Here is a 21,286-nt window from a genome sequence, read left to right as displayed (position 1 = left end):
CCCGTAGAGATCGCGGACGAAGGTGGGGGGAATGGCTTTGTGCCCGGCTTCCAGAACCGCAACGGCCTCGGCCGTCAGTTCGCTTCCGCTGGTCGGCGTTTCCAGCTTCATGCGCGTATCCTCTTATGATCGTTGAGCGAGCGTTGCCACAGAGTATCCGACCGCGCAACTCAACCCTAGGAGTCTTCCGGTCAGAGGGTTAAGTTTCTGCGGACGCAGCAATTTTATGCCGCTTTGGCCTCAAAAGACGACAGATTCGTGTCCCCCCAGTGTTTCAGTGCCAGGAGGACCGGCTCCAGGCTCTGTCCACGCGCGGAGAGCGAATATTCGACCCGCGGCGGAACCTGGGCGTAAACCACGCGCACGATCAGGCCGTCCGCCTCCAGCTCCCGCAGCTGGTGCGTGAGCATCCGCTGCGTCACGCCGGGAATGAGCCGGCGCAGCTCGTTGAAACGCAAGGTTCCGCGCAGGAGCTTGTAGAGAATGACGATTTTCCATTTGCCGTCGATGAGACTGAGCGCGCGCTCGACCGAGCACCCGGTGGAGGCCTGTTTCCTGGCGGCACGGGGCATGACGGTATCCTTTTTGACACTATGGGCGCTTATTGTGCGTTCTTGCCATGGTAGCCCCTGTGTTCAACTCTGTCTTCATCGAAAGGAGACAAGCCATGCGCGCTGTCGGTTACCAGCAATCCCTGCCGATCGATTCGGAAGCCTCCCTGGTGGATATCGAGCTGCCCAACCCCCAGCCCGGGGCCCGGGACCTTCTGGTCGAGGTCAGGGCGATTTCCGTCAATCCCGTGGATACCAAGGTGCGCCGCCGCGCCGTGCCCGAGCCCGGCACGTACAAGGTGCTGGGCTACGATGCCGCCGGAATCGTCCGGGCCGTGGGATCCGAGGTTTCCCTGTTCAAGCCGGGCGACGAGGTGTTTTATGCCGGGGCCATCACGCGCCAGGGCACCAATGCCGAATTCCACGCGGTCGATGAACGGCTCGTCGGCAGGAAGCCCGCACGCCTGAGCTTCGAGGAGGCCGCCGCCCTTCCGCTGACCACGCTGACGGCCTGGGAGACCCTGTTCGACCGCCTCGACATCAAGCGCCCGGTGAAGGGCGCGGCTAATGCCATTCTCATCGTCGGCGCGGCGGGCGGCGTCGGCTCCATCGCCGTGCAGCTCGCGCGCCGGCTCACGAACGTGACGGTGATCGCCACCGCCTCGCGCCCGGAAACGGAACAATGGGCCAGGGACCTCGGCGCGCATCACGTGATCGATCACGCCAAGCCGCTCGCGGCGCAGGTGGAGGCCCTGGGCCTGGGGGCGCCCGCCTTCGCATTCTCCATCACCCACACGGATGCGCATTTTCCCGAGATCGCCAAGGCCATCGCGCCGCAAGGACGCTTCGCCCTGATCGACGACCCCAAGGAGCCGCTCGACATCAGCCTGATGAAGGGCAAGAGCGTTTCGATCCACTGGGAATCCATGTTCACGCGCTCGACCTTCCAGACGGCGGACATGGAGCGGCAGCACGAGATTCTGAACGAAGCCGCGCGTCTCGTGGACGAAGGCACGATCAGAACGACGCTCGCAGACGTGATGGGCCCGATCAACGCCGCCAATCTCAGGAAGGCGCATGCCTTCATCGAGAGCAATCGCGCCAGGGGCAAAATCGTGTTGTCGGGGTTTTAGCCAAAAAGAAAGGCCGCCTTTCCAGGCGGCCTGTGTCTCGAGGGTTGGTGGCCCGGCTCTCCAAAAGCCTGGAGGGCTGGGGGGCTGACGTGTCCAAGCCGATGGGCAAGCCGGGCCGTCGAGGCAACGTAAGCATTTACGACTTTTACTGAGGCGCCTTATGGGCGCGATTGCGGCAGGAATAAGATTTGCCCGAAAACGGGCGCTTCGTGTGGAGTTTACGGCTTGATCCGATCCCGAGCCGGACCCATCATCAGCATGGGACAATCAGGACGGGAGATTTCATGAGCGAAGGCGACATCTCGGAGCCGCTGCGCGGCGGCTCGGTGCAGGGCTCGGCCCGCATCCTGCCTTTCCCCGCCGCGCCCAAGCAAGTGTCCTTCGACCGTGCCGAATTGCAGACGATTCTCAATCTCTATGGCCGCATGGTCGCCGCAGGCGAATGGCGGGACTACGCCATCGATTTCACGCCCGACAAAGCGGTTTTCTCGATCTACCGGCGCACGTCGGAAATGCCCCTCTACCGCATCGAGAAAGATCCCAAGCTCGCCAAGAAGCAGGGCGCGTATTCGGTCGTCGTCTCGACGGGCCTGATCCTCAAGCGCGGACACGAACTCGCCCGCGTCCTGCGCGTGCTCGACAAGCCCAAAGTCGTGTCGAACTGATCGCTCCCACGCCTCGCGCATTCCGACGCCCTCGCCCATGAACGGCGCTACGTGATCGGGCGCGTCGGCGGCTCGCCTGCGCCGCGCCCGAGACGGCGCTGCATGAGCACCGTGGAGAGCCAGCGACCGTGCTTGTAGCCGATCCCCTCGAGGATCCCCACGAGCGCGAAGCCGAGGCTCTCGTGCAGGGCGATGGAGCCCTTCGATTCCTCGTCGCCGATCACGGCGACCATGAGCCGGAAATCCCGCGCCTCGCATTCCGCGATCAGGGCTTCGAGCAGCGCGCGTCCGACGCCCCTCCCTTGGGCGGAGGGAGCGACGTAGATCGAATCCTCCACGGTGGAGCGGTAGGCCGGCCGGGTGCGGTATGGGCCCGCATAGGCATAGCCGAGAATGTCGCCTTCGCGCTCCGCCACGAGGTAGGGATAACCGCCGTCCAGAACGGCCGCGCGGCGGCGCGCCATTTCGGCCTCGTCCGGCGGGTCGAGCTCGAAGGAGGCCGTGCCGTGCCGCACGGCGTGGGCATAGATGGCCGCGATGGCAGGCAGATCGGCGTCGAGGGAGGGGCGGATCGTCAGAGTCATCGGCTTCAAGCATTGAACGCGACGAGCCCTCCCCGCAAGGGGGAGGAAAGCCCCGAGCCGCCCATGCTCCGCTGCAACGGGCTTTTGCGCACAAAAAAAGCCCCGGCTTTCGCCGGGGCTCCTTGGAGGTTCGGGGTCGTTCGCTCTTACTCGTTGCGGTTGCCCAGCAGCGCGAGGAGGAACTGGAACATGTTGATGAAGTCCAGGTACAGCTGAAGCGCACCGAAGACCGCCACCTTGCCGGCCGCTTCGGTATCGTAGTTGCCGTAGAGATACATCTCCTTCAGCTTCTGCGTGTCATAGGCCGTGAGGCCCGCGAAGATCAGGACGCCGATCACGGAAATGCCGAACTGCAGCGCACTCGACGCGACGAAGATGTTCACGATCGAGGCGATGATCAGGCCGAAGAGGCCCATGATCAGGAACGAGCCCATGCCCGACAGGCTGCGGTTCGTGGTGTAGCCCCACAGCGACAGCGCGCCGAAGGACGCCGCCGTGATGAAGAACACCTGAACGACGCTCGCGCCCGTGTAGCGCAGCAGCAGCGTCGAGAGCGAGGCACCCATCACCGCCGCGAAGGCGAAGAAGGTACCGCGCGCCGTGGCCGCCGACATGCGGTCCATGCGGAACGAGAAGAAGAAGATGAAGGCCAGAGGCGCCAGCGCCACAACCCACATCAGCGGCGAGCCGTACAGGGCCACGCCGAACTGGGTCAGGCCGATGCCGCCCATGCGGGCGACGGCCTGAGACGGATCGCTCGTGGTGGCCAGCATGTTGATGCCGAGTGCGACCACGGCCGAAATCGCCAGACCCAGGACCATGTTGTTGTAGACGCCGAGCATGAAGGCGCGCAGGCCCTGGTCGACCTGTGCCGCCGTCCGGGCAAAGCCGGTGCCATAGGCGGTTTGGTTTTGCTCATACGGTTGCATCGGAGCCCTTTCTCACGGTGTCCCGTCGATGTTCCCTCGAAAGGCTGGGAAGTCAGCCCTCGGCCGCCAGCGATTCCCTAACGGCCCCTAGAATATGAGGGGGCGTTCGCTGTTACGCAAGGGAATGGGCCAAGCTTCAACTTTTTGTGAAAAATAGTTCCGGGGAGCAGAGTAGAAGCCGCTCCCCAAAAGCCCCGCGCCGTTCCTTTACAGCAGCATTCATGCGGGTGCGGCCTTAAAGGTTTCTCAAGTATTGGGCCGGCTTTTGACTCAAGATCCGCCACGTCCCGATCAGCCCCAGGCCGATGGTCACTAGAACGGCCAAGGCCGAGGCGAGAAGCGCGCCGGACAAATCTAGGTCAAAGCTTAGGTTCATGAGCCGGGTGACGATGAAATAGGATGCGATCCCGCCGGCCAGGAGCCCGAAGAGCGCCGTGGCGAGGCCGAGCATTCCGTATTCGAGGGCATAGGCCGAGAGCAGCCGGGCGCGGGTGGCGCCCAGCGTCTTCAGCACCACCGCGTCGTAGAGGCGGGCCCGGTGCCCCGCCGCGAGCGCGCCCGCGAGCACGAGGAGGCTCGCGACGAGCGCGATGGAGCTCGCCCCGCGGATCGCCATGACGAGCTGGGAGACCACGTCGTTCACCGCCTCCAGGGCGTCCTTCACCCGCACGCTCGTGACCATCGGATAGGACTGAGCCGCGCTTCTCAGGATCCTGGCGTCCGTCGCCGCATCGGAGCCGTGCGGGAAGGTGACGGTCGCCAGATGCGTATGAGGCGCCCCGGCGAAGGTGTTGGGCGAGAACACCATCACGAAATTGATGCCGAGCGAGCGCCATTCCACCTCGCGCAGATTGGCGATGGTGGCGGTGATGTTGCGGCCGAGCACGTTGACGGTGATCTCGTCGCCGAGCCTGAGCCCCAGGCCCTCCGCGATCTTGCCCTCGAAGGAGACGAGCGGCTTGCCCCGATAATCCTCCGGCCACCATTCGCCCTCCACGATCTTCGACCCCTCGGGCGCGGTCTTGGCATAGGTGATGCCGCGATCGCCTTCGAGCACCCAGGCGATGTCCTCGGGGGCCTTGACCTCGGACACGGGCCGCCCGCCCAGGGTGACGAGCCGCCCGCGCATCATCGGCACGCGCTCGATGCGGGCATCGGGGGCCTGCTCCTTCAGGAAGCCCTCGAACGCATCCGCCCGCTGGTTGGGAATGTCGAGGAAGAAGAAGCTCGGCGCGCGCTCCGGCAGGCTCTGCGTCAGCTGCTTCGTCAGGTTCGTGTCGATGAGCGAGAGCGTCACGAGAAGCGTAATGCCTAAGCCCAGCGACAGCACCAGCGACGGCGTGAGCGCGCCGGGGCGGTGGATATTCGCGAGCGCGAGGCGCGGCGCCGTGCGCCGGGGGCGCGGCAGGCGGCGGGCGAGCGCCATGATGCCGAGCGCGACCCCGCGCAGGAGCAGGAACGAACCCGCCGCCGCGGCGACGAACATGAGGGCGATGCGCTGGTCGTAGGCCGCGACCACCGCGAGGGCAACCAGGGAGGCGACGGAGAGCGCCAGCGCCGCGAGATAGCGGCGGCGCGGCCAGCGCCGCTCCGGATCGATCTGGTCGCGGAACAGCCCCGACACCGGCACATCGTGCGCGCGGCCGAGCGGCGCGATGGCGAAGACGAGCGCGGTGAGCACGCCGTAGAGAAGCGCGACGCCGAGTTCCGGAACCGCGATGACCGGCTGGATCGGGATGGGCAGCAGATGACCGAAGAGCCCCGTCACGACGAACGGCAGAGCCGCTCCGACCACGAGGCCGATGCTGATGCCGAGAGCCGCGATCAGCATCACCTGGGTCAGATAGAGCATCACCACCTGGCCGCCCGGCGCGCCGAGACTCTTGAGGGTGGCGATGGAGGCGCGCTTGCGGTCCACGAAGCCGCGCACCGCATTGGCGACCCCGACGCCGCCGACCAGAAGCGCGGTGAGGCCGACGAGGGTGAGAAACTGGGTGAAGCGCTCGATATTCTTGGCAAAGCGCGGATCGGCATTGAGCCGCGTGCGGATCCGCCATCCGGCTTCGGGCAGAACGCGGTTCGCCTCCGCCTCGATCCGCGTCAGCCCCTCCTCGTTCGACAGGGCCTGCGGCAGGATCAGCCGGTAGGTCCAGCGCACGAGACTGCCGGGCTGGACGAGGCCCGTCGCCCTCAGGGCGTCCTGGGATATCATCAGACGCGGACCGAAGCCGATGCCGTCAGCGATCTGGTCCGGCTCGGTCACCAGGCGGGCGCGCAGCTCCACGTTCGCGCCGCCCACCGTCACCCGGTCGCCCACCTTCAGATCGAGCCGCGCCAGCAGGGCCGGGTCGACCGCCGCGCCGTAAGCGCCGTCGCGCTCGGCGAAGAGATCGGCGGGCGCGAGCGGCGGATCGGTTTCGAGCTGACCGACTGAAGGGTAGCCGGAATCGACCGCCTTCATCTCTACGAGGCCGGAGCCCTTCTCGCCCGCGACCGCCATGGCGCGCAGGGACGCGATGACGTTCACCTGGCCCTTGGAATCGAGGAAGGCCCGCTCGGGCCCGCTCGCCTCCCGCTGGATCAGGGAAAAGGCCATGTCGCCGCCGAGGATCCGGCGGCCTTCGCGGGAGATGCCTTCCGTCAGCGACCGGGACAGGGAGGACACGCTCGCGATCGCCGCCACCCCGAGGGCGATGCAGGCGAGAAAGATGCCGAAGCCTCTCAAGCCGCCGCGCAGCTCGCGCAGGGCCAGGCGCAGGAGGAGCGGCAGGCGCGAGGCCGGGGCGCGCCGCGGCGCGGACACGGTGCCGTGCATCAACGCGCTCCCTGGGCCGCGGCCGGAGCCGCATCGGCCTCCGTGTCGGCCTCCACCTGGCCCGAGCGCAGGCGCACCATGCGGTCGCAGAGACGGGCGAGGTTCAGGTCGTGGGTGACCAGCACCAGGGTCGCGCCGCGGTCGCGCTTGAGGGCGAAGAGCAGATCCACGATGGACTGGCCCGTATTCTCGTCGAGATTGCCGGTGGGCTCGTCCGCCACGAGGATGGCGGGATTGGGCACGATGGCGCGGGCGATGGCCACGCGCTGCTGCTCGCCGCCGGAGAGCTGCGCCGGATAATGATGGAGGCGAGCCCCCAGGCCGACCGCGTTGAGTTCGGCCTCGGCCCGCTCGAAGGCGTCGTCCTCGCCCGCCAGCTCCAGCGGCAGCGCCACGTTTTCGAGCGCCGTCATGGTCGGAACGAGATGGAAGGACTGGAACACGATGCCGATGCGCCGCCCGCGAAAACGCGCCAGCGCGTCCTCGTCGAGGCCCGACAGATCGGTGCCGTCGACGATCACCTTGCCCGAATCCGGGCGCTCGAGGCCCGCCATGGTCATGAGAAGGGTGGATTTACCGGAGCCCGAGGGCCCGACGAGACCGACTGCCTCGCCCCTGTCGACGGCGAGCGAGATCCCCTTCAGGATATGCACCCGCGCCGCCCCGCGCCCAAGGCTCAAATCGACGTCGTGCAGCGCGATGGCCTTGTCCTTCATGCCCGTTCACCCGATCTGTTGGCAACCAAGAGACGTTCGTCTAATCCGGCATAGATGGGAATCCTACCGATGAAGCGCCAACCCGGCCCTCTCATGGCGATCATTTTTGCGTGTGCGGCGGTTCTTGCCGCCATGGTCGCCCCCTCCTCCGCGCCGCTGGCTCAGGCCAGGACCCTGAACCTCGTGGCTCTGGGCGACAGCCTGACGGCGGGATTCGGCCTGCCCCAGGCGGCAGCCTTTCCGGCCGCGCTGGAACGTGCGCTCAAGGCCAAGGGCCATCGCGTTCAAATCACCAATGCGGGCGTGTCGGGCGACACCTCCTCCGGAGGACTCGACCGGCTCGACTGGTCCGTGCCCGATGGAACGGACGGGGTGATCGTGGAGCTCGGCGCCAACGACATGCTGCGCGGCCTCGATCCGTCCATCACCCGCGAGAACATCGAGACCATCGTGGAGCGCCTCAAGGCCAGGAACATCCCGGTCATGCTCGCCGGCATGTATGCCTCGCGGAACCTGGGCACGGACTACATCGGGAAGTTCGACACCATCTATTCCGACATTGCGAAGAAGCACGACCTTGTGCTCTATCCCTTCTTCCTCGACGGGGTCGCCGGCGAGCTCTCCCTCAACCAGTCCGACGGCCTGCATCCGACGGCGAAGGGTGTGGAGATCATCGTCGGGCGCATCCTTCCCAGCGTCGAGAGCTTTCTCGCCCGCCTGACCCAGCGCTGATCGCCTTCGGCGCGTTCAATTCCTTTTCCAAGCGCGGCGGCCCGCCCGCCGCGAGGAGCCTTGACAATGCAATATCGCCGGCTTGGCCGCACCGACCTCAATGTCAGCCTGATCTGCCTCGGCACCATGACCTGGGGCCAGCAGAACACCGAGGCCGAGGGCCACGAGCAGATGGATTACGCCCTCGACCAGGGCATCAACTTTTTCGACACCGCCGAGCTCTATTCGATTCCCCCGCGGGCCGAGACTCAAGGGTCCACGGAGCGGTTCATCGGCTCCTGGTTCAAGTCGCGCGGCGCCCGCGACAAGGTGATCCTCGCCTCCAAGGTGGTGGGGCGCTCCGACAACACCTGGTTCCGCGACGACGGCTCCAAGGCCGAACTGTCCCGCAAGCAGATCGAGGAGGCCATCGACAAGAGCCTCAAGCGGCTGCAGACTGACTACATCGACCTCTACCAGATCCACTGGCCCGACCGTCCCATGCCCTGGGGCGCCAATCCGACGATCTTCAAGCACATCGACGGCGACTCGCATCCGATCGCCGAGACGGTGGAGATCATGACGGACCTGGTGAAGGCCGGGAAGATCCGCCATTTCGGCCTCTCCAACGAGAGCGCCTGGGGCACCATGACCTATCTCAAGCACGCGGAGGCCAAGGGCCTGGCGCGGGTGCAATCGGTGCAGAACGCCTACAACCTGCTCAACCGCACCTATGAGGTGGCTCTCGGCGAGGTGAGCATGCGCGAAAACGTGAGTCTGCTCGCCTATTCGCCCCTCGCTCAGGGCTACCTGACCGGCAAGTATCTCGACGGCGCGCGGCCCGAGGGCGCACGCACCACCCTGTTCAACCGCGGCCAGCGCTACGAGAACCCGACGGCGGAGGCGGCGATCCGCAAATATATCGCCCTCGCCCGGGAATTCGGCCTCGATCCGGCCCAGATGGCGCTGGCCTACGTGAATTCCCGGCCCTTCGTGACGTCGAACATCATCGGCGCGACGTCCATGGCGCAGCTGAAGACGGACATCGCCTCCATCGACGTGACCATCACGCCGGAACTGGAGAAGCGCATCGACGCCATCCATGTCGAGCACTGCAACCCCTGCCCGTAAGGGCCTCGTCTTCGTCATCGCCGGCCTTGCGCCGGTGATGACGCGGATTGTCCCAGCCGGAACAAAGCTCGCCGTCCGTCGTCTGAATCATCAAGCGTAAGCAAAGCACAGGAGGGATCGCATGCCACGTCTTTTCACCGGCATCGAGATTCCTCCTGAGATCGGGCTTGCTCTGTCCGCGTTTCGCGGCGGCCTGCCGGGCGCGCGCTGGATCGACCCCGAAAACTATCATCTGACCCTGCGCTTCATCGGCGACGTCGACGGACGCATGGCGGACGACGTGTGCTCGATCCTCGGCGATTCCCGCTGGCGCGAACCCATCACCATCACCATCGACGGGCTCGACACCTTCGGAGGCGGCAAGCCCCGCGCGGTGTTCGCCCGCGCCGCCGGCAACGGCGAACTGACCGATCTTCAGGCCGAGCAGGAGCGGATGATGCGCCAGATCGGCCTGGCTCCGGAGCCCCGCAAATTCACCCCGCACGTGACGCTGGCCCGCCTGAAGAACGTCTCCCCCATCGACGTGGCGGATTACATGGCGATCCGGGGCCACTTCCCAAAGCTCACCTTCACGGTTCACCGCTTCGTCCTCTACTCGTCCCGGGCCTCGGTGGGCGGCGGGCCCTACGTGATCGAAGCGGCCTACCCCTTCGGCTGACTCGACGGGCGGGCTTCCAACGGCTACGCCTTGGGATCATGGCAGCACTCATCTTTCTCACGCACCCGGAAGTCGTCATCGATCCGCAGGTGCCCGTTCCCCGCTGGCCCCTGAGCGACACGGGCCGCAGGCGCATGAGCCGCTTCGCGGATGCGCTCTCCGGCACGCGCCTGTCCTCCATTCACGCCAGCACGGAACAGAAGGCGGTGGATGGGGCCGCCATCGTGGCGGAGCGCTTTGGCCTCTCGTATCAAACCCACGAGGATGTCGGCGAGAACGACCGCTCGGCGACGGGCTATATCGCGCCGCCGGAATTCTGGGAGGTGGTGGACGCCTTCTTCGCCAACCCGCACGAGAGCATCCGCGGCTGGGAGCGCGCCATCGACGCCCAATCGCGCATCGTCAACGCCGTGAGGCGAATCGCGGCGGAGGATGCCGGCCCCGGCGATACCCTCGTCGTCGCCCATGGCGGAGTCGGCTGCCTGCTCATGGCTCATCTGCAGGACGTGGCGATCGGGCAGGAAAGCCGGCCGCAGCATTCCGGCGGCGGCTGTTTCTTCGTGATGGACCGGGAAACCTTCTCGCTCCGGCAGGATTGGCGCGCCATCGAGGACGCCGCCTTCCCGTCCGACGAAGCCGGGGCTTGAAAGATCGCCCGCGCGCTTCATCACTAAAGCATCGGACTCAAAAGTGGACTTGCACTTTTGGGACCCATCCGATGCTTTCTCCTGAGACGAGAGCATCGTTCGGGCGGAAAACCGGGTCCACTTTTCCGCACGATGCTCTAACCGATCTTTTCCCGGAGAGGACGCTCCCATGCCCCGCTTGACCGATTCCGAACGCCAGGAGCTTCTCTCCGCCCTCGACGGCTGGACGCTCGTGGAAGGCCGGGACGCCATTCACAAGCGTTTCGTGTTCGACGATTTCAACGCGGCCTTCGGCTGGATGACCCGCGTGGCCCTGGTCGCCGAGCCCATGAACCACCATCCGGAATGGTTCAACGTCTACAACACGGTCGACGTCACCCTCTCCACCCATGATGCCAAGGGTCTCACGCGCCGCGACGCCGAGCTCGCGCAACGCATGGACCAGTTGGCGACCGGGCTGACGAAGGCCTGACGCCGTGGAGGAGCAGTCCCTCCTCACCGGCGGCTGCGCCTGCGGGCAGCTGACGTTCACGGTGAAAGGCCAGCCGAAACGCGTGGGCCTCTGCCATTGCATGACCTGTCGCAAGATAAGCGGCAGCGTCTTCAACGCCTTCGCGGTCTTTCCCGCGAATCAGGTGGCGATTTCCGGCGAAAGCCACGGCTGGGAGGCCTCGCCCGGCCGTCCGAGCGACCGCTTCTGCCCGGAATGCGGCTCGCAGGTGTTTTACGGGGACGGCGGCGACGAGATCGAGATCAAGCTCGGCGCCTTCGACCGCACGGATGTCTTCGCGCCCACCTATGAAACCTGGACCAAGCGCCGCGAATCCTGGCTCTGCACGCGGGATCTGATCAGCTATCCCGAGAACCGGGACGACGTGACCTCGTAGCGGCCGCAGGCGGTTGCGAAAGGCTGCGCATCCTGACAAAGCATGATCGGTCATGGGGAGGCGGATCGTGTCCGAGACATCAAGCAAGCCGGTCGAAAGCCCGAGATTTCCGGCGGAGCTCCTGCAGGAGCGCGTCCACCGCGCCCTGCGGGACGCCGGCGCGGACGAGCCATCCGCGGCCGCCGCCACCCGCGCGATGATGCATGCTTCGCGCCTCGGCGTCGACAGTCACGGCGTCCGGCTCACGTCCTTCTATGCCGAATGCCTGCGAAGCGGGCAGATCAATGGCGCTCCCGCGTTCAGGATCCATCGCACGGCGGCTGCGAGCGCGATGCTCGACGCCGACCATGGCCTCGGCCATGCGGCCGCTTATCGAGGAATGGAAGAGGCCTGCCAAATCGCGCGCGAGAGCGGCGTCGGCGCCGTCGGGATTGCCCATTCGACCCATTACGGGGCGGCGGGAGCCTATGCCCTCGCCGGTGCCGAGGCCGGGCTCATCGCGATTTCGACCACGAATGCCGATTCCCTCGTGGCCCTCTACGGCGGCAAGATGCGGTTTCACGGCACGAACCCGATCGCAGCCGCCGCGCCCGTGCGCGATTCGCGGCCCTGGCTTCTCGACATGGCGAGTTCGGCGATCCCCTATAACCGGGTCCTGCTATACCGCTCGCTGCAACGGGAGCTCCCCGCCGACGTGACCGCGGATATCGACGGCGAGCCGACGCGCGATCCCCATCGGGCCGAGATCCTGACGCCCCTCGGAGGCGCGGATTTCGGGTTCAAGGGAGCGGGCCTCGCGGGTCTCGTGACGATCCTCTCCGCAATCCTGACCGGAGCGACCCCCGATCACCTGGTCGCGCCGATGGGCGACGGGAATTTAAAGCCTCACGACATCGGCCATTTCTGTCTCGCCATCGACCCGGCGCGTTTCGTCGGACGCGAGGCCTACGACGGGCTCATGGCGCAATATCTTGCGGGGCTGCGCGCCTCGCCCGCGAAGGCCGGCGAGACGGTTCTCGCGCCGGGCGACCGGGAGTGGCGCGTTCTGGAGGAGCGGAGCCGCATCGGAATCCCGGTCGATCCCGATACGGCGCGCTTCCTCCATCTGGCCTGACGCGGCTTATTTCGGCTGCATGCGCAAGGCGCCGTCGAGGCGGATCGCTTCGCCGTTGAGCATGTCGTTCTCGAGAATGCTCCGGACGAGCTGAGCGTATTCCTCGGGCCGCCCCAGGCGCGAGGGGAACGGCACGTTGGCTTCCAGCGCCTTGCGGTAATCCTCCGCGATGCCTTCGAAGAGCGGCGTGTGGAAGAGCCCCGGCATGATGGTCATCACGCGGATGCCGAAGCCCGACAGGTCGCGCGCCACCGGCAGGGTCATGGCCAGTACGCCGCCCTTGGAGGCGGAATAGGCGGATTGCCCGATCTGGCCGTCCTGCGCCGCGACCGAGGAGGTGTTCACGATCACGCCGCGCCCGCCGTCAGGCGTGACGGGTTCGAGGGCCGCCATGGCGGCGGCGCATTTGGAGATCATCGCGTAGGTGCCGATGAGGTTGATCTCCACCGTCCTGCGGAAGCTCGCGAGGTCGTGCGGCATGAGCTCGCCCGTCTCGCGTTTCTTCGTGACCGTGCGGCGGCCGGGGGCGACGCCGGCGCAATTGACGAGAATGCGCTCGACCCCGTTCTTTTCGCGCGCCTTCACCAGCCCGGAATCGATGGAGGCCTCGTCCGTTACGTCGACCTGGCAGAACAGGGCGCCCATGTCCCGGGCCACCACCTCGCCGCGTTCCACGTTCATGTCGAAGATGGCGACCTTGACCCCCTGTCCGGCGAGCATGCGCGCGGTCGCCTCGCCGAGGCCCGAAGCGCCTCCCGTGACGATCGCTGCCATCATTTTGTCGAGCTTCATCGGTTTTCTCCTCGTGAAAGGATGCTTCTATGCCATCCTTGCACAGGCGGATACCTGGAGCTGCTTCCATTGAGGTGGAATCAGCTCTGTTCTTCGCCGTGACGCATTTTTGGCGAACCGGGTCCCCTTCGCCGCACAATGGTCGAGACCAACGAGGAGCGGAGACAGCATGAGCGACACGATCATCAAGCCCTTCACCAAGGCCGAGATGGACGCCATGCGCGCGGCGACCCGCGACGAGGAGGGCCTGAAGCAGCGGTTCTGGGCCAAGCTCAGGCGCGTGGCCGGGAAGATTCCCTTCACCGAGGATCTCGTGGCGGCCTTCTATTGCGCCGTCGACCCGAAGACGCCGAGCCGCGTGAAGCTGATTCTCCTGGGCGCCATCGCCTATTTCGTCATGCCGCTCGATGCGGTGAGCGACTTTCTCCCCCTGATCGGCTTTGCGGACGACGCGGCCGTGCTGGCGGCCGCGTTCACGCAGGTTGCCGGTTCCATTACGGAAGAGCACCGGGCCAAGGCGCGCGAATCCCTAGGGGAAGTGACCGGCCCCAACGAATGAGCCGCAAGGTTTCAGAGGACTATATTCAGAACAAAGAATATGAACCTGTTGCAATATTATAAATTATCTCTTAAATGATTCTCGTTCATCAGAAGTCATTTGATCCTCCTCCAATTGAACAATGAACACCTTTGTGAGTAAGCAACTCGGTGGGCCGCATCTGCGGCCCTTTTATTTTGCCTCTGCGGCAACACTGCCACGTTTCGACGCATCGCCAAGGCTCGGGCGTTGAGGATACGGCATGGTGAAGAGTTCTTAACCATCCTGTCGTATTGTCCGCCCCCATGAATACAGCATCTTTCCAGCGCGGCCTTGCCGCGGGCGTTCTTGCCGCCGTCCTCACGATTGGAACCGGGCCCGCCGCCCTGGCTCAGCCCCAGCGCGCGACCGGACAGAAGCCTGCTCCTGCCGCCAAGCCTGCGGCAGCGCCGTCGAAGGCCAAACCTGCGACGGGCAAGGCGACGTCGGCGGCGAAGCCCGCTGCAGCAGCCGGAGCCGCGGCTGCGGCCGCCGCCAAGCCTGCCCAGGCGGCCACCGGCCCGGGCGGCGCATCGCTCGTGAACACCTATGGCGATTGGGGCGTCTACACGGCCCAGACCGGCCGCTCGAAGATCTGCTATGCCCTGAGCCAGCCCCAGGAACGGTTGCCGAAGAACCTGAACCGCGACCCGGCCTATCTCTTCGTGTCCTTCCGCCCGGCGGAGAACGTGAAGAACGAGGTCGCCCTCGTGCTGGGCTTCACGGCGAAGGAGAACGGCCCGTCTTCGGCCTCCATCGGCAACGCCTCTTACGAGCTTGTGACCAAGGCGGCCAACGCTTGGCTGAAGAACCCCGCCGAGGAGGGACAGGCCATCGCCACCATGGCGAAAGGGTCGAGCCTCACGGTGAAGAGCCAATCCGCCCGGGGATCCAGCCTGACGGACCGCTATTCCCTGAGCGGTTTCAGCAAAGCCCTGGAGCAGGCCCGCAAGGAATGCGGAGTCTAGAGCATTTTTCGGCGAAGTGGATCCGGTTCGCCGTCAAGAAATGCGGCAAACCAAAGAGGAGAGCTGATTCCACGCAAGGGGAAACAGCTCTAGTCCCCTTCCCCTTGCAAATTGCGCCGCGAATGAGCATTTTCCGGGCCTCGCGCCCGGAATTTTGCTTTTTCGAAGCTCACGGTTTCGGCGCAATCGTGTTATACGACGCAGCCATTCCGAACAACGAGGCTTGAGATTTCCCATGGCGACGGCGCTCGACATCGCCAAGCGTAACCCCAATGCGGCCCCCCTGGCCGTGAGCGATGCCGCGCGCGCGGCCGGGCAGACCGCTTTGTCCATCGAAAAGACGGCCGAGATGAACGTGGTGGCGGGAGCCGCCCCCGGCGGCGCGTCCCTCGTCGGTCTCACCCGCGACCAGCTGAAGGATTCCCTGGCGGCGATCGGCGTGCCCGAGCGCGAGCTCAAGATGCGCGTCGGCCAGCTCTGGCACTGGATCTATTTCCGCGGAGCCAAGGACTTCTCGGAGATGAGCAACGTGGGCAAGGAGCTGCGCGCGAAGCTCTCCGCCGCCTATACGCTCGCCCGTCCGCAGGTCGTGTCCGAGCAGGTGTCGAAGGACGGCACCCGCAAGTGGCTGATCCGCATGGCCTCCACCGGCCCCCTCGACAAGGGCGCGGAGATCGAGTGCGTCTACATTCCGGAAGTCGACCGGGGCACGCTCTGCGTGTCGAGCCAGGTCGGCTGCACCCTGACCTGCTCCTTCTGCCACACCGGCACCCAGCGCCTCGTGCGCAACCTGACCTCGGCGGAAATCGTGGCGCAGCTCATCGTGGCGCGCGACGCCATCGGCGACTGGCCGCACGCCACGCCGCCCGAAGGCGCGTTCGTGCCCACCGATGGCGGACGCTTCGTGTCCAACATCGTGTTCATGGGCATGGGCGAGCCGCTCTACAACATCGACAACGTGATCGACGCCATTAGCGTCCTGTCGGACAACGAGGGCTTGGGCCTCTCGCGCCGCCGCATCACGGTCTCCACCTCCGGCGTCGTCCCGCAGATGGAGCGCTTGGGCGCAGAAGCGAACACCATGCTGGCGATCTCGCTCCACGCGGTCCGCGACGATCTTCGCGACGTGCTGGTGCCGATCAACCGCAAATACGACATCAAGCATCTGCTCGATGCCTGCCGCGCCTATCCGGGCCTGTCGAACGCGCGCCGCATCACCTTCGAATACGTGATGCTCAAAGGCGTGAACGATTCCGACGCCGACGCGCGCGAGCTCGTGCGCCTGCTGAAGGGCATTCCGGCGAAGATCAACCTGATCCCGTTCAACCCCTGGCCCGGCTCGAAATACGAATGCTCGGACTGGGAGCGGATCGAGCGCTTCTCCGAGATCGTCTACCGGGCGGGCTACGCCTCCCCGGTCCGCACCCCCCGCGGCCGCGACATCCTCGCCGCCTGCGGCCAGCTCAAGAGCGAGACGGAAAAACTGCGCGCCCGCGCCCGCATGATGGCCGAACAGGGCATCGGGGCCGAGGGCGTCTATGCGGTGGGGAACGGGGAGTAAGGCTTTCCTCGCCTCTTCGCTATAGTTCCTTGATATGATAACGTTATTCCAGGCCATGCTGCGCATGGCCTGGAGAACCTCATGAAACGCCGGATTCTGGGCATCTTCGCCGCATCTGCCGTCGCTCCTTACCTTGGAGCGACCAGTTTCCTGGTTTCCATGGCGTCAAAGGATCCAAGTCTTCCATCAATCGAAAGTGCCGCTGAGTTCTTCATAGGCATCGTGATGTTCGGAACGGCCGGATTGATCATCTATGGAATCCCGGTCCTAGCTGTGGTTGCCATCGCGGCATTGGTTCTTCATGTGCTTGATGCAGATTCTCGCCTTATCATCACTGCAATCGCCTCACTCATAGGGCTGTGCTTCGGGCTCTTTCTCACGTCCCCCGATTTTCGCGAGTGGCCCATCGTTCCAAGCGCCTTCATTTCTGCTGCCATCTGCGGCTGGATCTACTGGAGCATCGCCTTGTGCGGGCGGCCCGATGCAGCCGCTGCGGCTCGCTGAAGGTTCAAGGCCCTTGAGGCGGCATGTCCTGGGCATCATCGCTGCAACCGCAGCAGCTCCCTACATCACTGCTGCATTGATGGTTGTCAGCTTTACGGCCGCTGACCCTCCAACGCTTGTTGAAGCCTTCGCTTTCCTGCTGTGGGGCGGGAGCATGGCTCTCCTGTTCTGCGGAATACCAATCCTGTTTGTGTCGGCAATTCTCTCGGCCTTCGTCAGGCACCTCGAACGGTATGCCCTTCCGGCATCTGTTCTTTCGGGAGCCCTGACAGGCTCAGGCTTCATCATCTTCCTGTTCTGGAATGCTCTTCATTCCTCGGGAGGCAAGCTTAACGTCGGATGCGGTGCAATCGCTGGCGCCATCTGCGGCTGGATCTACTGGCGGGTCACGATGGGAGGTGCGGCCCATACTCGTTGAGGTCGCAACGTCTCTACCACCTTCGGCCCGCTCTCGATCGGGCGGAAGGCGTCTACGTGGTGGGGAACGGGGAGTAGGTTTGACCGATCCGCTATATCGAGCAACTCCCTTTTTGATTTAATATAACGTACAATTCCCTCCGGAGAACATTTCGGAGGGGGTATGATGCTTCGGGTCCTGATCGCCGCAATCGCGGCCAACGCGGCGGCTCCCTGTCTGTTTGTAGGCGCGGTCGGCACTCGGATGGCCCTGGACGACCCGAACTTTCCCGGGACCCTCGGATCGCATCTGGGAGTATCCTTCGCGGCCTTGTTGCTCAGCTCCCACGCGGTCTTCTCAACGGCTCTTCCCGCTTCGCTGCTCTTTGCGCTCGCCGGATTCAAATGCCGCTGGCGCTCTCCCTGGATCTATCTGGCAGGAGGAGCGGCGATCGGGCTCGGGTTCATCCTGTGGCATTGGGGCTTCACCATCCGGCTTCTGCGCCGGCCTTTCTTTTACTGGATCATGGCCATCAGCTTCGTCTGCGCCTGGCTGTACTGGCGAATGGCTCGAGAGGTCCTGGCCGACGATCGGAAGCGAGCATAAGCCATGCGCCGCCATATCCTCGGTGTTCTCGCCGCAACCTTCGCCGCTCCCTACCTCGTCCTGTTTCTGTGGGGCCTGTTCGACCTCGTCTCGGGCGATCAAGTCGGCGTGAAGGAGCCTCTCGATCTGCTCAAGGTCATTCCCCTCGGCACCTTCGGCCTTATGCTCTTTGGAATCCCTCTTCTGATCCTCGCAAGCCTCTGCGCGATGGCGGTGAATGCCGTCAAGCGGCCGACCTGGCGCGGGCCCGTGTTGGGCGGAATAATCCTCGGCCTCGGCTTCACGGTCGCCCTTTCGCGAGGAGCCTCCGGCGATGACAGCGAGTTCATTGCTTTCCTGATTTCAGGCGTTCTCTCCGGCGCTGTCTGCGGCTGGATCTATTGGCGCATCGCCATACGGCCGCGTCGAATCGTCGAGCATCCGCAATCATGAAACGCCAGCTCCTGAGCTTGTTCGCGGCGAGCGTCCTAGCCCCCTACCTGGTTGCCGCATTCTATGCGGGATTCCGGTTCCCTGGCAGCGCAGATCATATGGCCGTTCATGAGTTCATTGCTCTTGTCGGAACCGCTGGCGCCATTTCCCTCAGCTTCCCGATCATGTTGATCTCCGGACTGCTGGTATTTTTGCTTCGCCTGACGGGGCTGTATTCCTGGCAAAATGTCACCCTAACGGCGACCCTGCTCGGTGCCTGCTTTGTCGGCTGGATCTTTCGGGATACGCCTGACACTCTGGTTTTCTCATGTTCGGGCGCTCTCTCCGGCGCCATCTGCGGGGGGATTTATTGGGCGATGGCATTCGGCCTCCGGAGCGGTGAGCGGGATGCCTGACGACCTATCGAGACATGTGAAGGCGCTGGCCATTGCAAGTGCGTCCGCACCCTATCTGATATCCCTTTTCATGAGCCTTCCGCCTCTCACCGAGCACGGCCTCGGCGGCTTCGGTGACGCCTTCGAGTTCTTCACCGCAATCCTGATCATGGGAACAGCCGGACTCGTGATCTACGGTCCTCTCATCGTCATTGCAGCGGGCGGCTTCGGAGGCATCCTGATCTGGATGGGCTTTCGCCATCCAGCGATCGCGATCATGTTTGGTGCGGTACTGGGAGCCTTGTTCGGCTATGTTCTTCAGGTTGGACCGGGGCGAACGGGAACCGATTTCTGGTCGATCCTCATCTCGATGATTCTCTCCGGCGCCATCTGCGGCTGGATCTATTGGCGGATCGCCATCGGGCGGACACCTCGCAACGGCCATGCTATAGAAGCGGAATGATCCGCTGGCTTATCCTCGTTCCCTTCGCGCTCCTCATCGCCATCGGCATGAGCAGCGTGTTCTTCTTCATCGCCTCGCTGGTCGATCCGCTCATGGCGACGCTGACGGGGGAGACGCTGTTCGTCGGGTTCTGGAACCTCGTGGACGCGGTGTTTTCGAGCGATGATCCCGGCCCCATCGTGGCCGAGGCGATGCTGGCCGTAGGACGGATCATGTTCACGCTGCTCGTGCTGCCGCCCCTGGTGACCGCCGTGATCGGCGAGGTGCTGAAAATTCGCAGCCTGCTCTGGTATGCGCTCGCCACCGGCGTGCTCACGGCCTCGGTGCCTTGGATCCTGCGTGGTGCGGCTCGTGTCGCCAGCCCCGCCGAGCTGCACGTGAGCGCCATTCTCGGCCTGACCGGCTCCATCGCTGGCCTGGTCTACTGGTCGATCGTCGGACGGAACTCAGGCCGTTCTCTCGTCAGCGAGGAGATCAACGAGGAGAGCCGTTGAGGCAAAAGAAAGCGGAAACAGCATGCCCCCATGCTGCTTCCGAAGTTTCGGGAGGACTCTGACCGTCATAGTCAGCATCGATACTGTGTATCGCTTTTGCCTCTCACGCAATTAGACCTGATGGGGGAATGATGGCCTAGATCGATCGGACGATGCGGGCTCGCCGGTTCGAGCAGACGCTTATCGCGACGCCGTCGTCAGGATCTTGACCGCGAAGGCCCCGAAGAGGCCCGCGAAAGAATAATCGATCCCCCGCATCACCTTGGGATGGTTGCGCAGGAGCGCGATCACCTTCTCGGCGCCGAGGATCATCGCGGCGCCCATGGGGGCGGTGAGCGCGATGAAGTAGAGGCCGAGGAACAGGAGCTTGTCGGACGCGTGGGGGTCGTGCGCATCGACGAATTGCGGCAGGAAGGTCACGAAGAACAGGACCACCTTCGGGTTCGTGAGGTTGATGCCCACGCCCACGAGAAACGTCTTCCAAAACGAGGCCTCGACCTGGCCCTGCTCTTTCACGGACAGGGCCGAGCCGTGGCGCACGGCGTCTACCGCGAGCCACAGCAGGTAGAGCGCGCCCACGATCTTCAGCACCGTGAAGGCCGTCACCGAGGCCGCGAGAAGCGCGGAAAGCCCTAAGGCCGCGAGCAGCGTATGGACGCAGCACCCCGCCATCGCCCCCAGCATCGCCGCCATGCCGGCCCTGCGCCCGCCCGACAGGGTCTTGGCGAGGAACAGGCTCATATCCGGCCCCGGCGTGATGAACAGCATGAAGCAGGCAAGGGAATAGGCAAGAAACGTGCTTAAGTTCGGCAGGAACGTCATGGGCTTAGCTTCGTTGAAGGATCGGCGGATGATGCCCCAACCGCTCCCTCGCAGCCAGAGAAAAATGCCTTGTAGAAACGCCATGCTTGACCCATCTGTTGAACCCGACAACTTTGCCGCAACAGAATTGAGGACAGACATGACGGCTTCGCCCCTGAGGACGCGAATCAGGGCCGCCCTGACCGGATTGGCTCTCGCGCTGGGCCTCTCCGCCTGCGGCATCAACAACGTGCCGACCCTGGAAGAGCAGGCCAAGGCCGCCTGGAGCGAGGTGCAGAACCAGTACCAGCGCCGGGCCGACCTGATCCCGAACCTCGTCGAGACCGTGAAGGGCTTCGCCCAGCAGGAGCGCGAGGTGCTGACCCAGGTCACGGAAGCCCGCGCCCGGGCCACGCAGATCAAGGTCGACGCCTCCACCGTGACGGATCCGGAAAAGTTCCGCCAGTTCCAGGACGCGCAGAACCAGCTGTCCGGCGCGCTCGGCCGCCTGCTCGCCACCGTGGAGCGCTATCCGGAGCTGAAGTCCAACGCCAACTTCCTGGCCCTGCAATCGCAGCTGGAGGGCACCGAGAACCGCATCGCCGTGGCGCGCCGCGACTACATCTCGGCGGTGCAGGCCTATAATACGGAGCTGCGCACGATCCCCGGACGCTGGATCGCCGCAATCGTCTATCCCGACGCCAAGCCCATGGAGACCTTCACGGCCACTGCCGGTTCCGAGAGGCCGCCAGAGGTGAAGTTCTAAGCGGATGGCG

General features: G+C 64.8%; 26 protein-coding genes. 19 read left to right on the top strand and 7 right to left on the bottom strand.

What is annotated here, in order from left to right; translation table 11 throughout:
- Positions 1–224: 224 nt before the first annotated feature.
- Entirely contained in the window at positions 225–572 is a 348-nt protein-coding gene (locus ACS5Q0_RS02315) for a winged helix-turn-helix transcriptional regulator (RefSeq protein WP_473124976.1), read from the bottom strand.
- A gap of 95 nt (positions 573–667) precedes the next feature.
- Here ACS5Q0_RS02315 and ACS5Q0_RS02310 point away from each other — a divergent pair, with 95 nt between their 5' ends.
- On the top strand, positions 668–1,684 hold the full coding sequence (locus tag ACS5Q0_RS02310; protein ID WP_473124975.1) for a zinc-binding alcohol dehydrogenase family protein: 1,017 nt from the start codon (positions 668–670) through the stop codon (positions 1,682–1,684).
- A 284-nt stretch (positions 1,685–1,968) separates the two neighbouring features.
- The gene (locus ACS5Q0_RS02305) at positions 1,969–2,349 is read left to right on the top strand and encodes a DUF2794 domain-containing protein (RefSeq protein WP_473124974.1); all 381 of its coding nucleotides are present in this window, start codon (positions 1,969–1,971) and stop codon (positions 2,347–2,349) included.
- Between the two features lie 47 nt (positions 2,350–2,396).
- Here ACS5Q0_RS02305 and ACS5Q0_RS02300 read toward each other — a convergent pair whose 3' ends face one another.
- The 4 genes from ACS5Q0_RS02300 to ACS5Q0_RS02285 all read right to left on the bottom strand — a co-directional run bounded on the left by ACS5Q0_RS02300 (position 2,397) and on the right by ACS5Q0_RS02285 (position 7,393).
- Positions 2,397–2,933 carry a GNAT family N-acetyltransferase gene (locus ACS5Q0_RS02300; RefSeq protein WP_473124973.1) on the bottom strand — a complete coding sequence of 179 codons (537 nt, stop codon included), beginning with the start codon at positions 2,931–2,933 and terminating at the stop codon, positions 2,397–2,399.
- Positions 2,934–3,079: 146 nt separating this feature from the next.
- Positions 3,080–3,862, bottom strand: coding sequence for a Bax inhibitor-1/YccA family protein (locus tag ACS5Q0_RS02295; protein ID WP_473124972.1), 783 nt, complete (start codon positions 3,860–3,862; stop codon positions 3,080–3,082).
- A 235-nt stretch (positions 3,863–4,097) separates the two neighbouring features.
- Positions 4,098–6,677, bottom strand: coding sequence for an ABC transporter permease (locus ACS5Q0_RS02290; RefSeq protein ID WP_473124971.1), 2,580 nt, complete (start codon positions 6,675–6,677; stop codon positions 4,098–4,100).
- Positions 6,677–7,393 carry an ABC transporter ATP-binding protein gene (locus ACS5Q0_RS02285; RefSeq protein ID WP_473124970.1) on the bottom strand — a complete coding sequence of 239 codons (717 nt, stop codon included), beginning with the start codon at positions 7,391–7,393 and terminating at the stop codon, positions 6,677–6,679. Before ACS5Q0_RS02285 ends, ACS5Q0_RS02290 begins: the two co-directional genes overlap by 1 nt.
- Positions 7,394–7,462: 69 nt before the next feature.
- Between ACS5Q0_RS02285 and ACS5Q0_RS02280 the strand changes: the two genes are divergently transcribed.
- The 7 genes from ACS5Q0_RS02280 (at position 7,463) to ACS5Q0_RS02250 (ending at position 12,541) form a co-directional block, all read left to right on the top strand.
- The gene (locus ACS5Q0_RS02280) at positions 7,463–8,125 is read left to right on the top strand and encodes an arylesterase (RefSeq protein WP_473124969.1); all 663 of its coding nucleotides are present in this window, start codon (positions 7,463–7,465) and stop codon (positions 8,123–8,125) included.
- Positions 8,126–8,191: 66 nt separating this feature from the next.
- On the top strand, positions 8,192–9,235 hold the full coding sequence (locus ACS5Q0_RS02275; RefSeq protein WP_473124968.1) for an aldo/keto reductase: 1,044 nt from the start codon (positions 8,192–8,194) through the stop codon (positions 9,233–9,235).
- A gap of 121 nt (positions 9,236–9,356) precedes the next feature.
- Positions 9,357–9,893: an RNA 2',3'-cyclic phosphodiesterase gene (gene thpR / locus ACS5Q0_RS02270; RefSeq protein ID WP_473124967.1), complete on the top strand. Its 537-nt coding sequence runs from the start codon at positions 9,357–9,359 to the stop codon at positions 9,891–9,893.
- 38 nt (positions 9,894–9,931) lie between these two features.
- The gene (locus ACS5Q0_RS02265; RefSeq protein WP_473124966.1) at positions 9,932–10,540 is read left to right on the top strand and encodes a histidine phosphatase family protein; all 609 of its coding nucleotides are present in this window, start codon (positions 9,932–9,934) and stop codon (positions 10,538–10,540) included.
- A 169-nt stretch (positions 10,541–10,709) separates the two neighbouring features.
- A complete protein-coding gene (locus ACS5Q0_RS02260; RefSeq protein WP_473124965.1) occupies positions 10,710–11,012 on the top strand; it encodes a 4a-hydroxytetrahydrobiopterin dehydratase in 303 nt (100 codons plus the stop codon).
- A gap of 4 nt (positions 11,013–11,016) precedes the next feature.
- Complete coding sequence (locus ACS5Q0_RS02255) at positions 11,017–11,427, top strand: GFA family protein (protein WP_473124964.1); 411 nt, start codon at positions 11,017–11,019, stop codon at positions 11,425–11,427.
- Between the two features lie 67 nt (positions 11,428–11,494).
- Positions 11,495–12,541 carry an Ldh family oxidoreductase gene (locus tag ACS5Q0_RS02250; protein WP_473124963.1) on the top strand — a complete coding sequence of 349 codons (1,047 nt, stop codon included), beginning with the start codon at positions 11,495–11,497 and terminating at the stop codon, positions 12,539–12,541.
- Positions 12,542–12,547: 6 nt separating this feature from the next.
- Here the strand turns inward: ACS5Q0_RS02250 and ACS5Q0_RS02245 are convergent, their stop codons facing one another.
- On the bottom strand, positions 12,548–13,333 hold the full coding sequence (locus ACS5Q0_RS02245) for an SDR family NAD(P)-dependent oxidoreductase (RefSeq protein ID WP_473124962.1): 786 nt from the start codon (positions 13,331–13,333) through the stop codon (positions 12,548–12,550).
- Positions 13,334–13,502: 169 nt separating this feature from the next.
- Here ACS5Q0_RS02245 and ACS5Q0_RS02240 point away from each other — a divergent pair, with 169 nt between their 5' ends.
- The 9 genes from ACS5Q0_RS02240 to ACS5Q0_RS02200 all read left to right on the top strand — a co-directional run bounded on the left by ACS5Q0_RS02240 (position 13,503) and on the right by ACS5Q0_RS02200 (position 19,709).
- Entirely contained in the window at positions 13,503–13,892 is a 390-nt protein-coding gene (locus ACS5Q0_RS02240) for a YkvA family protein (RefSeq protein ID WP_473124961.1), read from the top strand.
- A gap of 284 nt (positions 13,893–14,176) precedes the next feature.
- The gene (locus ACS5Q0_RS02235) at positions 14,177–14,878 is read left to right on the top strand and encodes an invasion associated locus B family protein (RefSeq protein WP_473124960.1); all 702 of its coding nucleotides are present in this window, start codon (positions 14,177–14,179) and stop codon (positions 14,876–14,878) included.
- A gap of 349 nt (positions 14,879–15,227) precedes the next feature.
- Positions 15,228–16,439 (top strand): dual-specificity RNA methyltransferase RlmN, encoded by a 1,212-nt coding sequence (gene rlmN, locus ACS5Q0_RS02230; protein ID WP_473125001.1) that lies wholly within the window; start codon positions 15,228–15,230, stop codon positions 16,437–16,439.
- A gap of 81 nt (positions 16,440–16,520) precedes the next feature.
- Positions 16,521–16,943 carry a hypothetical protein gene (locus ACS5Q0_RS02225; protein WP_473124959.1) on the top strand — a complete coding sequence of 141 codons (423 nt, stop codon included), beginning with the start codon at positions 16,521–16,523 and terminating at the stop codon, positions 16,941–16,943.
- Between the two features lie 580 nt (positions 16,944–17,523).
- Positions 17,524–17,946 carry a hypothetical protein gene (locus ACS5Q0_RS02220; RefSeq protein ID WP_473124958.1) on the top strand — a complete coding sequence of 141 codons (423 nt, stop codon included), beginning with the start codon at positions 17,524–17,526 and terminating at the stop codon, positions 17,944–17,946.
- Positions 17,947–17,949: 3 nt separating this feature from the next.
- Positions 17,950–18,378, top strand: a complete 429-nt coding sequence (locus ACS5Q0_RS02215; protein ID WP_473124957.1) for a hypothetical protein — start codon at positions 17,950–17,952, stop codon at positions 18,376–18,378.
- Entirely contained in the window at positions 18,375–18,773 is a 399-nt protein-coding gene (locus tag ACS5Q0_RS02210) for a hypothetical protein (RefSeq protein ID WP_473124956.1), read from the top strand. The genes ACS5Q0_RS02215 and ACS5Q0_RS02210 overlap by 4 nt, the downstream gene beginning before the upstream one ends.
- Positions 18,774–18,843: 70 nt before the next feature.
- Positions 18,844–19,215, top strand: a complete 372-nt coding sequence (locus tag ACS5Q0_RS02205; protein WP_473124955.1) for a hypothetical protein — start codon at positions 18,844–18,846, stop codon at positions 19,213–19,215.
- Positions 19,212–19,709, top strand: a complete 498-nt coding sequence (locus ACS5Q0_RS02200) for a hypothetical protein (RefSeq protein ID WP_473124954.1) — start codon at positions 19,212–19,214, stop codon at positions 19,707–19,709. The genes ACS5Q0_RS02205 and ACS5Q0_RS02200 overlap by 4 nt, the downstream gene beginning before the upstream one ends.
- Positions 19,710–19,889: 180 nt before the next feature.
- Here the strand turns inward: ACS5Q0_RS02200 and ACS5Q0_RS02195 are convergent, their stop codons facing one another.
- Entirely contained in the window at positions 19,890–20,531 is a 642-nt protein-coding gene (locus ACS5Q0_RS02195; protein ID WP_473124953.1) for a LysE family translocator, read from the bottom strand.
- A 139-nt stretch (positions 20,532–20,670) separates the two neighbouring features.
- Here ACS5Q0_RS02195 and ACS5Q0_RS02190 point away from each other — a divergent pair, with 139 nt between their 5' ends.
- Positions 20,671–21,276 carry a LemA family protein gene (locus tag ACS5Q0_RS02190; RefSeq protein ID WP_473124952.1) on the top strand — a complete coding sequence of 202 codons (606 nt, stop codon included), beginning with the start codon at positions 20,671–20,673 and terminating at the stop codon, positions 21,274–21,276.
- The last annotated feature ends 10 nt before the right edge of the window (positions 21,277–21,286 follow it).

It is taken from the genome of Microvirga sp. HS2 (genome assembly GCF_055792805.1).
The sequence above is the reverse complement of the archived record's forward strand: the minus strand, read 5'-3'. Positions and strand labels throughout refer to the sequence as shown.

What these genes read in the sequence shown, in the direction of transcription:
- ACS5Q0_RS02245 (WP_473124962.1), bottom strand. Translation starts at nt 13,333, where the DNA reads ATGAAGCTCGACAAAATGATGGCAGCGATCGTCACGGGAGGCGCTTCG.
- ACS5Q0_RS02290 (WP_473124971.1), bottom strand. Translation starts at nt 6,677, where the DNA reads ATGCACGGCACCGTGTCCGCGCCGCGGCGCGCCCCGGCCTCGCGCCTG.
- ACS5Q0_RS02295 (WP_473124972.1), bottom strand. Translation starts at nt 3,862, where the DNA reads ATGCAACCGTATGAGCAAAACCAAACCGCCTATGGCACCGGCTTTGCC.
- ACS5Q0_RS02305 (WP_473124974.1), top strand. Translation starts at nt 1,969, where the DNA reads ATGAGCGAAGGCGACATCTCGGAGCCGCTGCGCGGCGGCTCGGTGCAG.
- rlmN (WP_473125001.1), top strand. Translation starts at nt 15,228, where the DNA reads ATGAACGTGGTGGCGGGAGCCGCCCCCGGCGGCGCGTCCCTCGTCGGT.
- ACS5Q0_RS02275 (WP_473124968.1), top strand. Translation starts at nt 8,192, where the DNA reads ATGCAATATCGCCGGCTTGGCCGCACCGACCTCAATGTCAGCCTGATC.
- ACS5Q0_RS02260 (WP_473124965.1), top strand. Translation starts at nt 10,710, where the DNA reads ATGCCCCGCTTGACCGATTCCGAACGCCAGGAGCTTCTCTCCGCCCTC.
- ACS5Q0_RS02315 (WP_473124976.1), bottom strand. Translation starts at nt 572, where the DNA reads ATGCCCCGTGCCGCCAGGAAACAGGCCTCCACCGGGTGCTCGGTCGAG.
- ACS5Q0_RS02285 (WP_473124970.1), bottom strand. Translation starts at nt 7,393, where the DNA reads ATGAAGGACAAGGCCATCGCGCTGCACGACGTCGATTTGAGCCTTGGG.
- ACS5Q0_RS02265 (WP_473124966.1), top strand. Translation starts at nt 9,932, where the DNA reads ATGGCAGCACTCATCTTTCTCACGCACCCGGAAGTCGTCATCGATCCG.
- ACS5Q0_RS02310 (WP_473124975.1), top strand. Translation starts at nt 668, where the DNA reads ATGCGCGCTGTCGGTTACCAGCAATCCCTGCCGATCGATTCGGAAGCC.
- thpR (WP_473124967.1), top strand. Translation starts at nt 9,357, where the DNA reads ATGCCACGTCTTTTCACCGGCATCGAGATTCCTCCTGAGATCGGGCTT.
- ACS5Q0_RS02225 (WP_473124959.1), top strand. Translation starts at nt 16,521, where the DNA reads ATGAAACGCCGGATTCTGGGCATCTTCGCCGCATCTGCCGTCGCTCCT.
- ACS5Q0_RS02300 (WP_473124973.1), bottom strand. Translation starts at nt 2,933, where the DNA reads ATGACTCTGACGATCCGCCCCTCCCTCGACGCCGATCTGCCTGCCATC.
- ACS5Q0_RS02190 (WP_473124952.1), top strand. Translation starts at nt 20,671, where the DNA reads ATGACGGCTTCGCCCCTGAGGACGCGAATCAGGGCCGCCCTGACCGGA.
- ACS5Q0_RS02215 (WP_473124957.1), top strand. Translation starts at nt 17,950, where the DNA reads ATGCGCCGCCATATCCTCGGTGTTCTCGCCGCAACCTTCGCCGCTCCC.
- ACS5Q0_RS02280 (WP_473124969.1), top strand. Translation starts at nt 7,463, where the DNA reads ATGAAGCGCCAACCCGGCCCTCTCATGGCGATCATTTTTGCGTGTGCG.
- ACS5Q0_RS02235 (WP_473124960.1), top strand. Translation starts at nt 14,177, where the DNA reads ATGAATACAGCATCTTTCCAGCGCGGCCTTGCCGCGGGCGTTCTTGCC.
- ACS5Q0_RS02205 (WP_473124955.1), top strand. Translation starts at nt 18,844, where the DNA reads ATGAGCCTTCCGCCTCTCACCGAGCACGGCCTCGGCGGCTTCGGTGAC.
- ACS5Q0_RS02210 (WP_473124956.1), top strand. Translation starts at nt 18,375, where the DNA reads ATGAAACGCCAGCTCCTGAGCTTGTTCGCGGCGAGCGTCCTAGCCCCC.
- ACS5Q0_RS02200 (WP_473124954.1), top strand. Translation starts at nt 19,212, where the DNA reads ATGATCCGCTGGCTTATCCTCGTTCCCTTCGCGCTCCTCATCGCCATC.
- ACS5Q0_RS02195 (WP_473124953.1), bottom strand. Translation starts at nt 20,531, where the DNA reads ATGACGTTCCTGCCGAACTTAAGCACGTTTCTTGCCTATTCCCTTGCC.
- ACS5Q0_RS02240 (WP_473124961.1), top strand. Translation starts at nt 13,503, where the DNA reads ATGAGCGACACGATCATCAAGCCCTTCACCAAGGCCGAGATGGACGCC.
- ACS5Q0_RS02220 (WP_473124958.1), top strand. Translation starts at nt 17,524, where the DNA reads ATGATGCTTCGGGTCCTGATCGCCGCAATCGCGGCCAACGCGGCGGCT.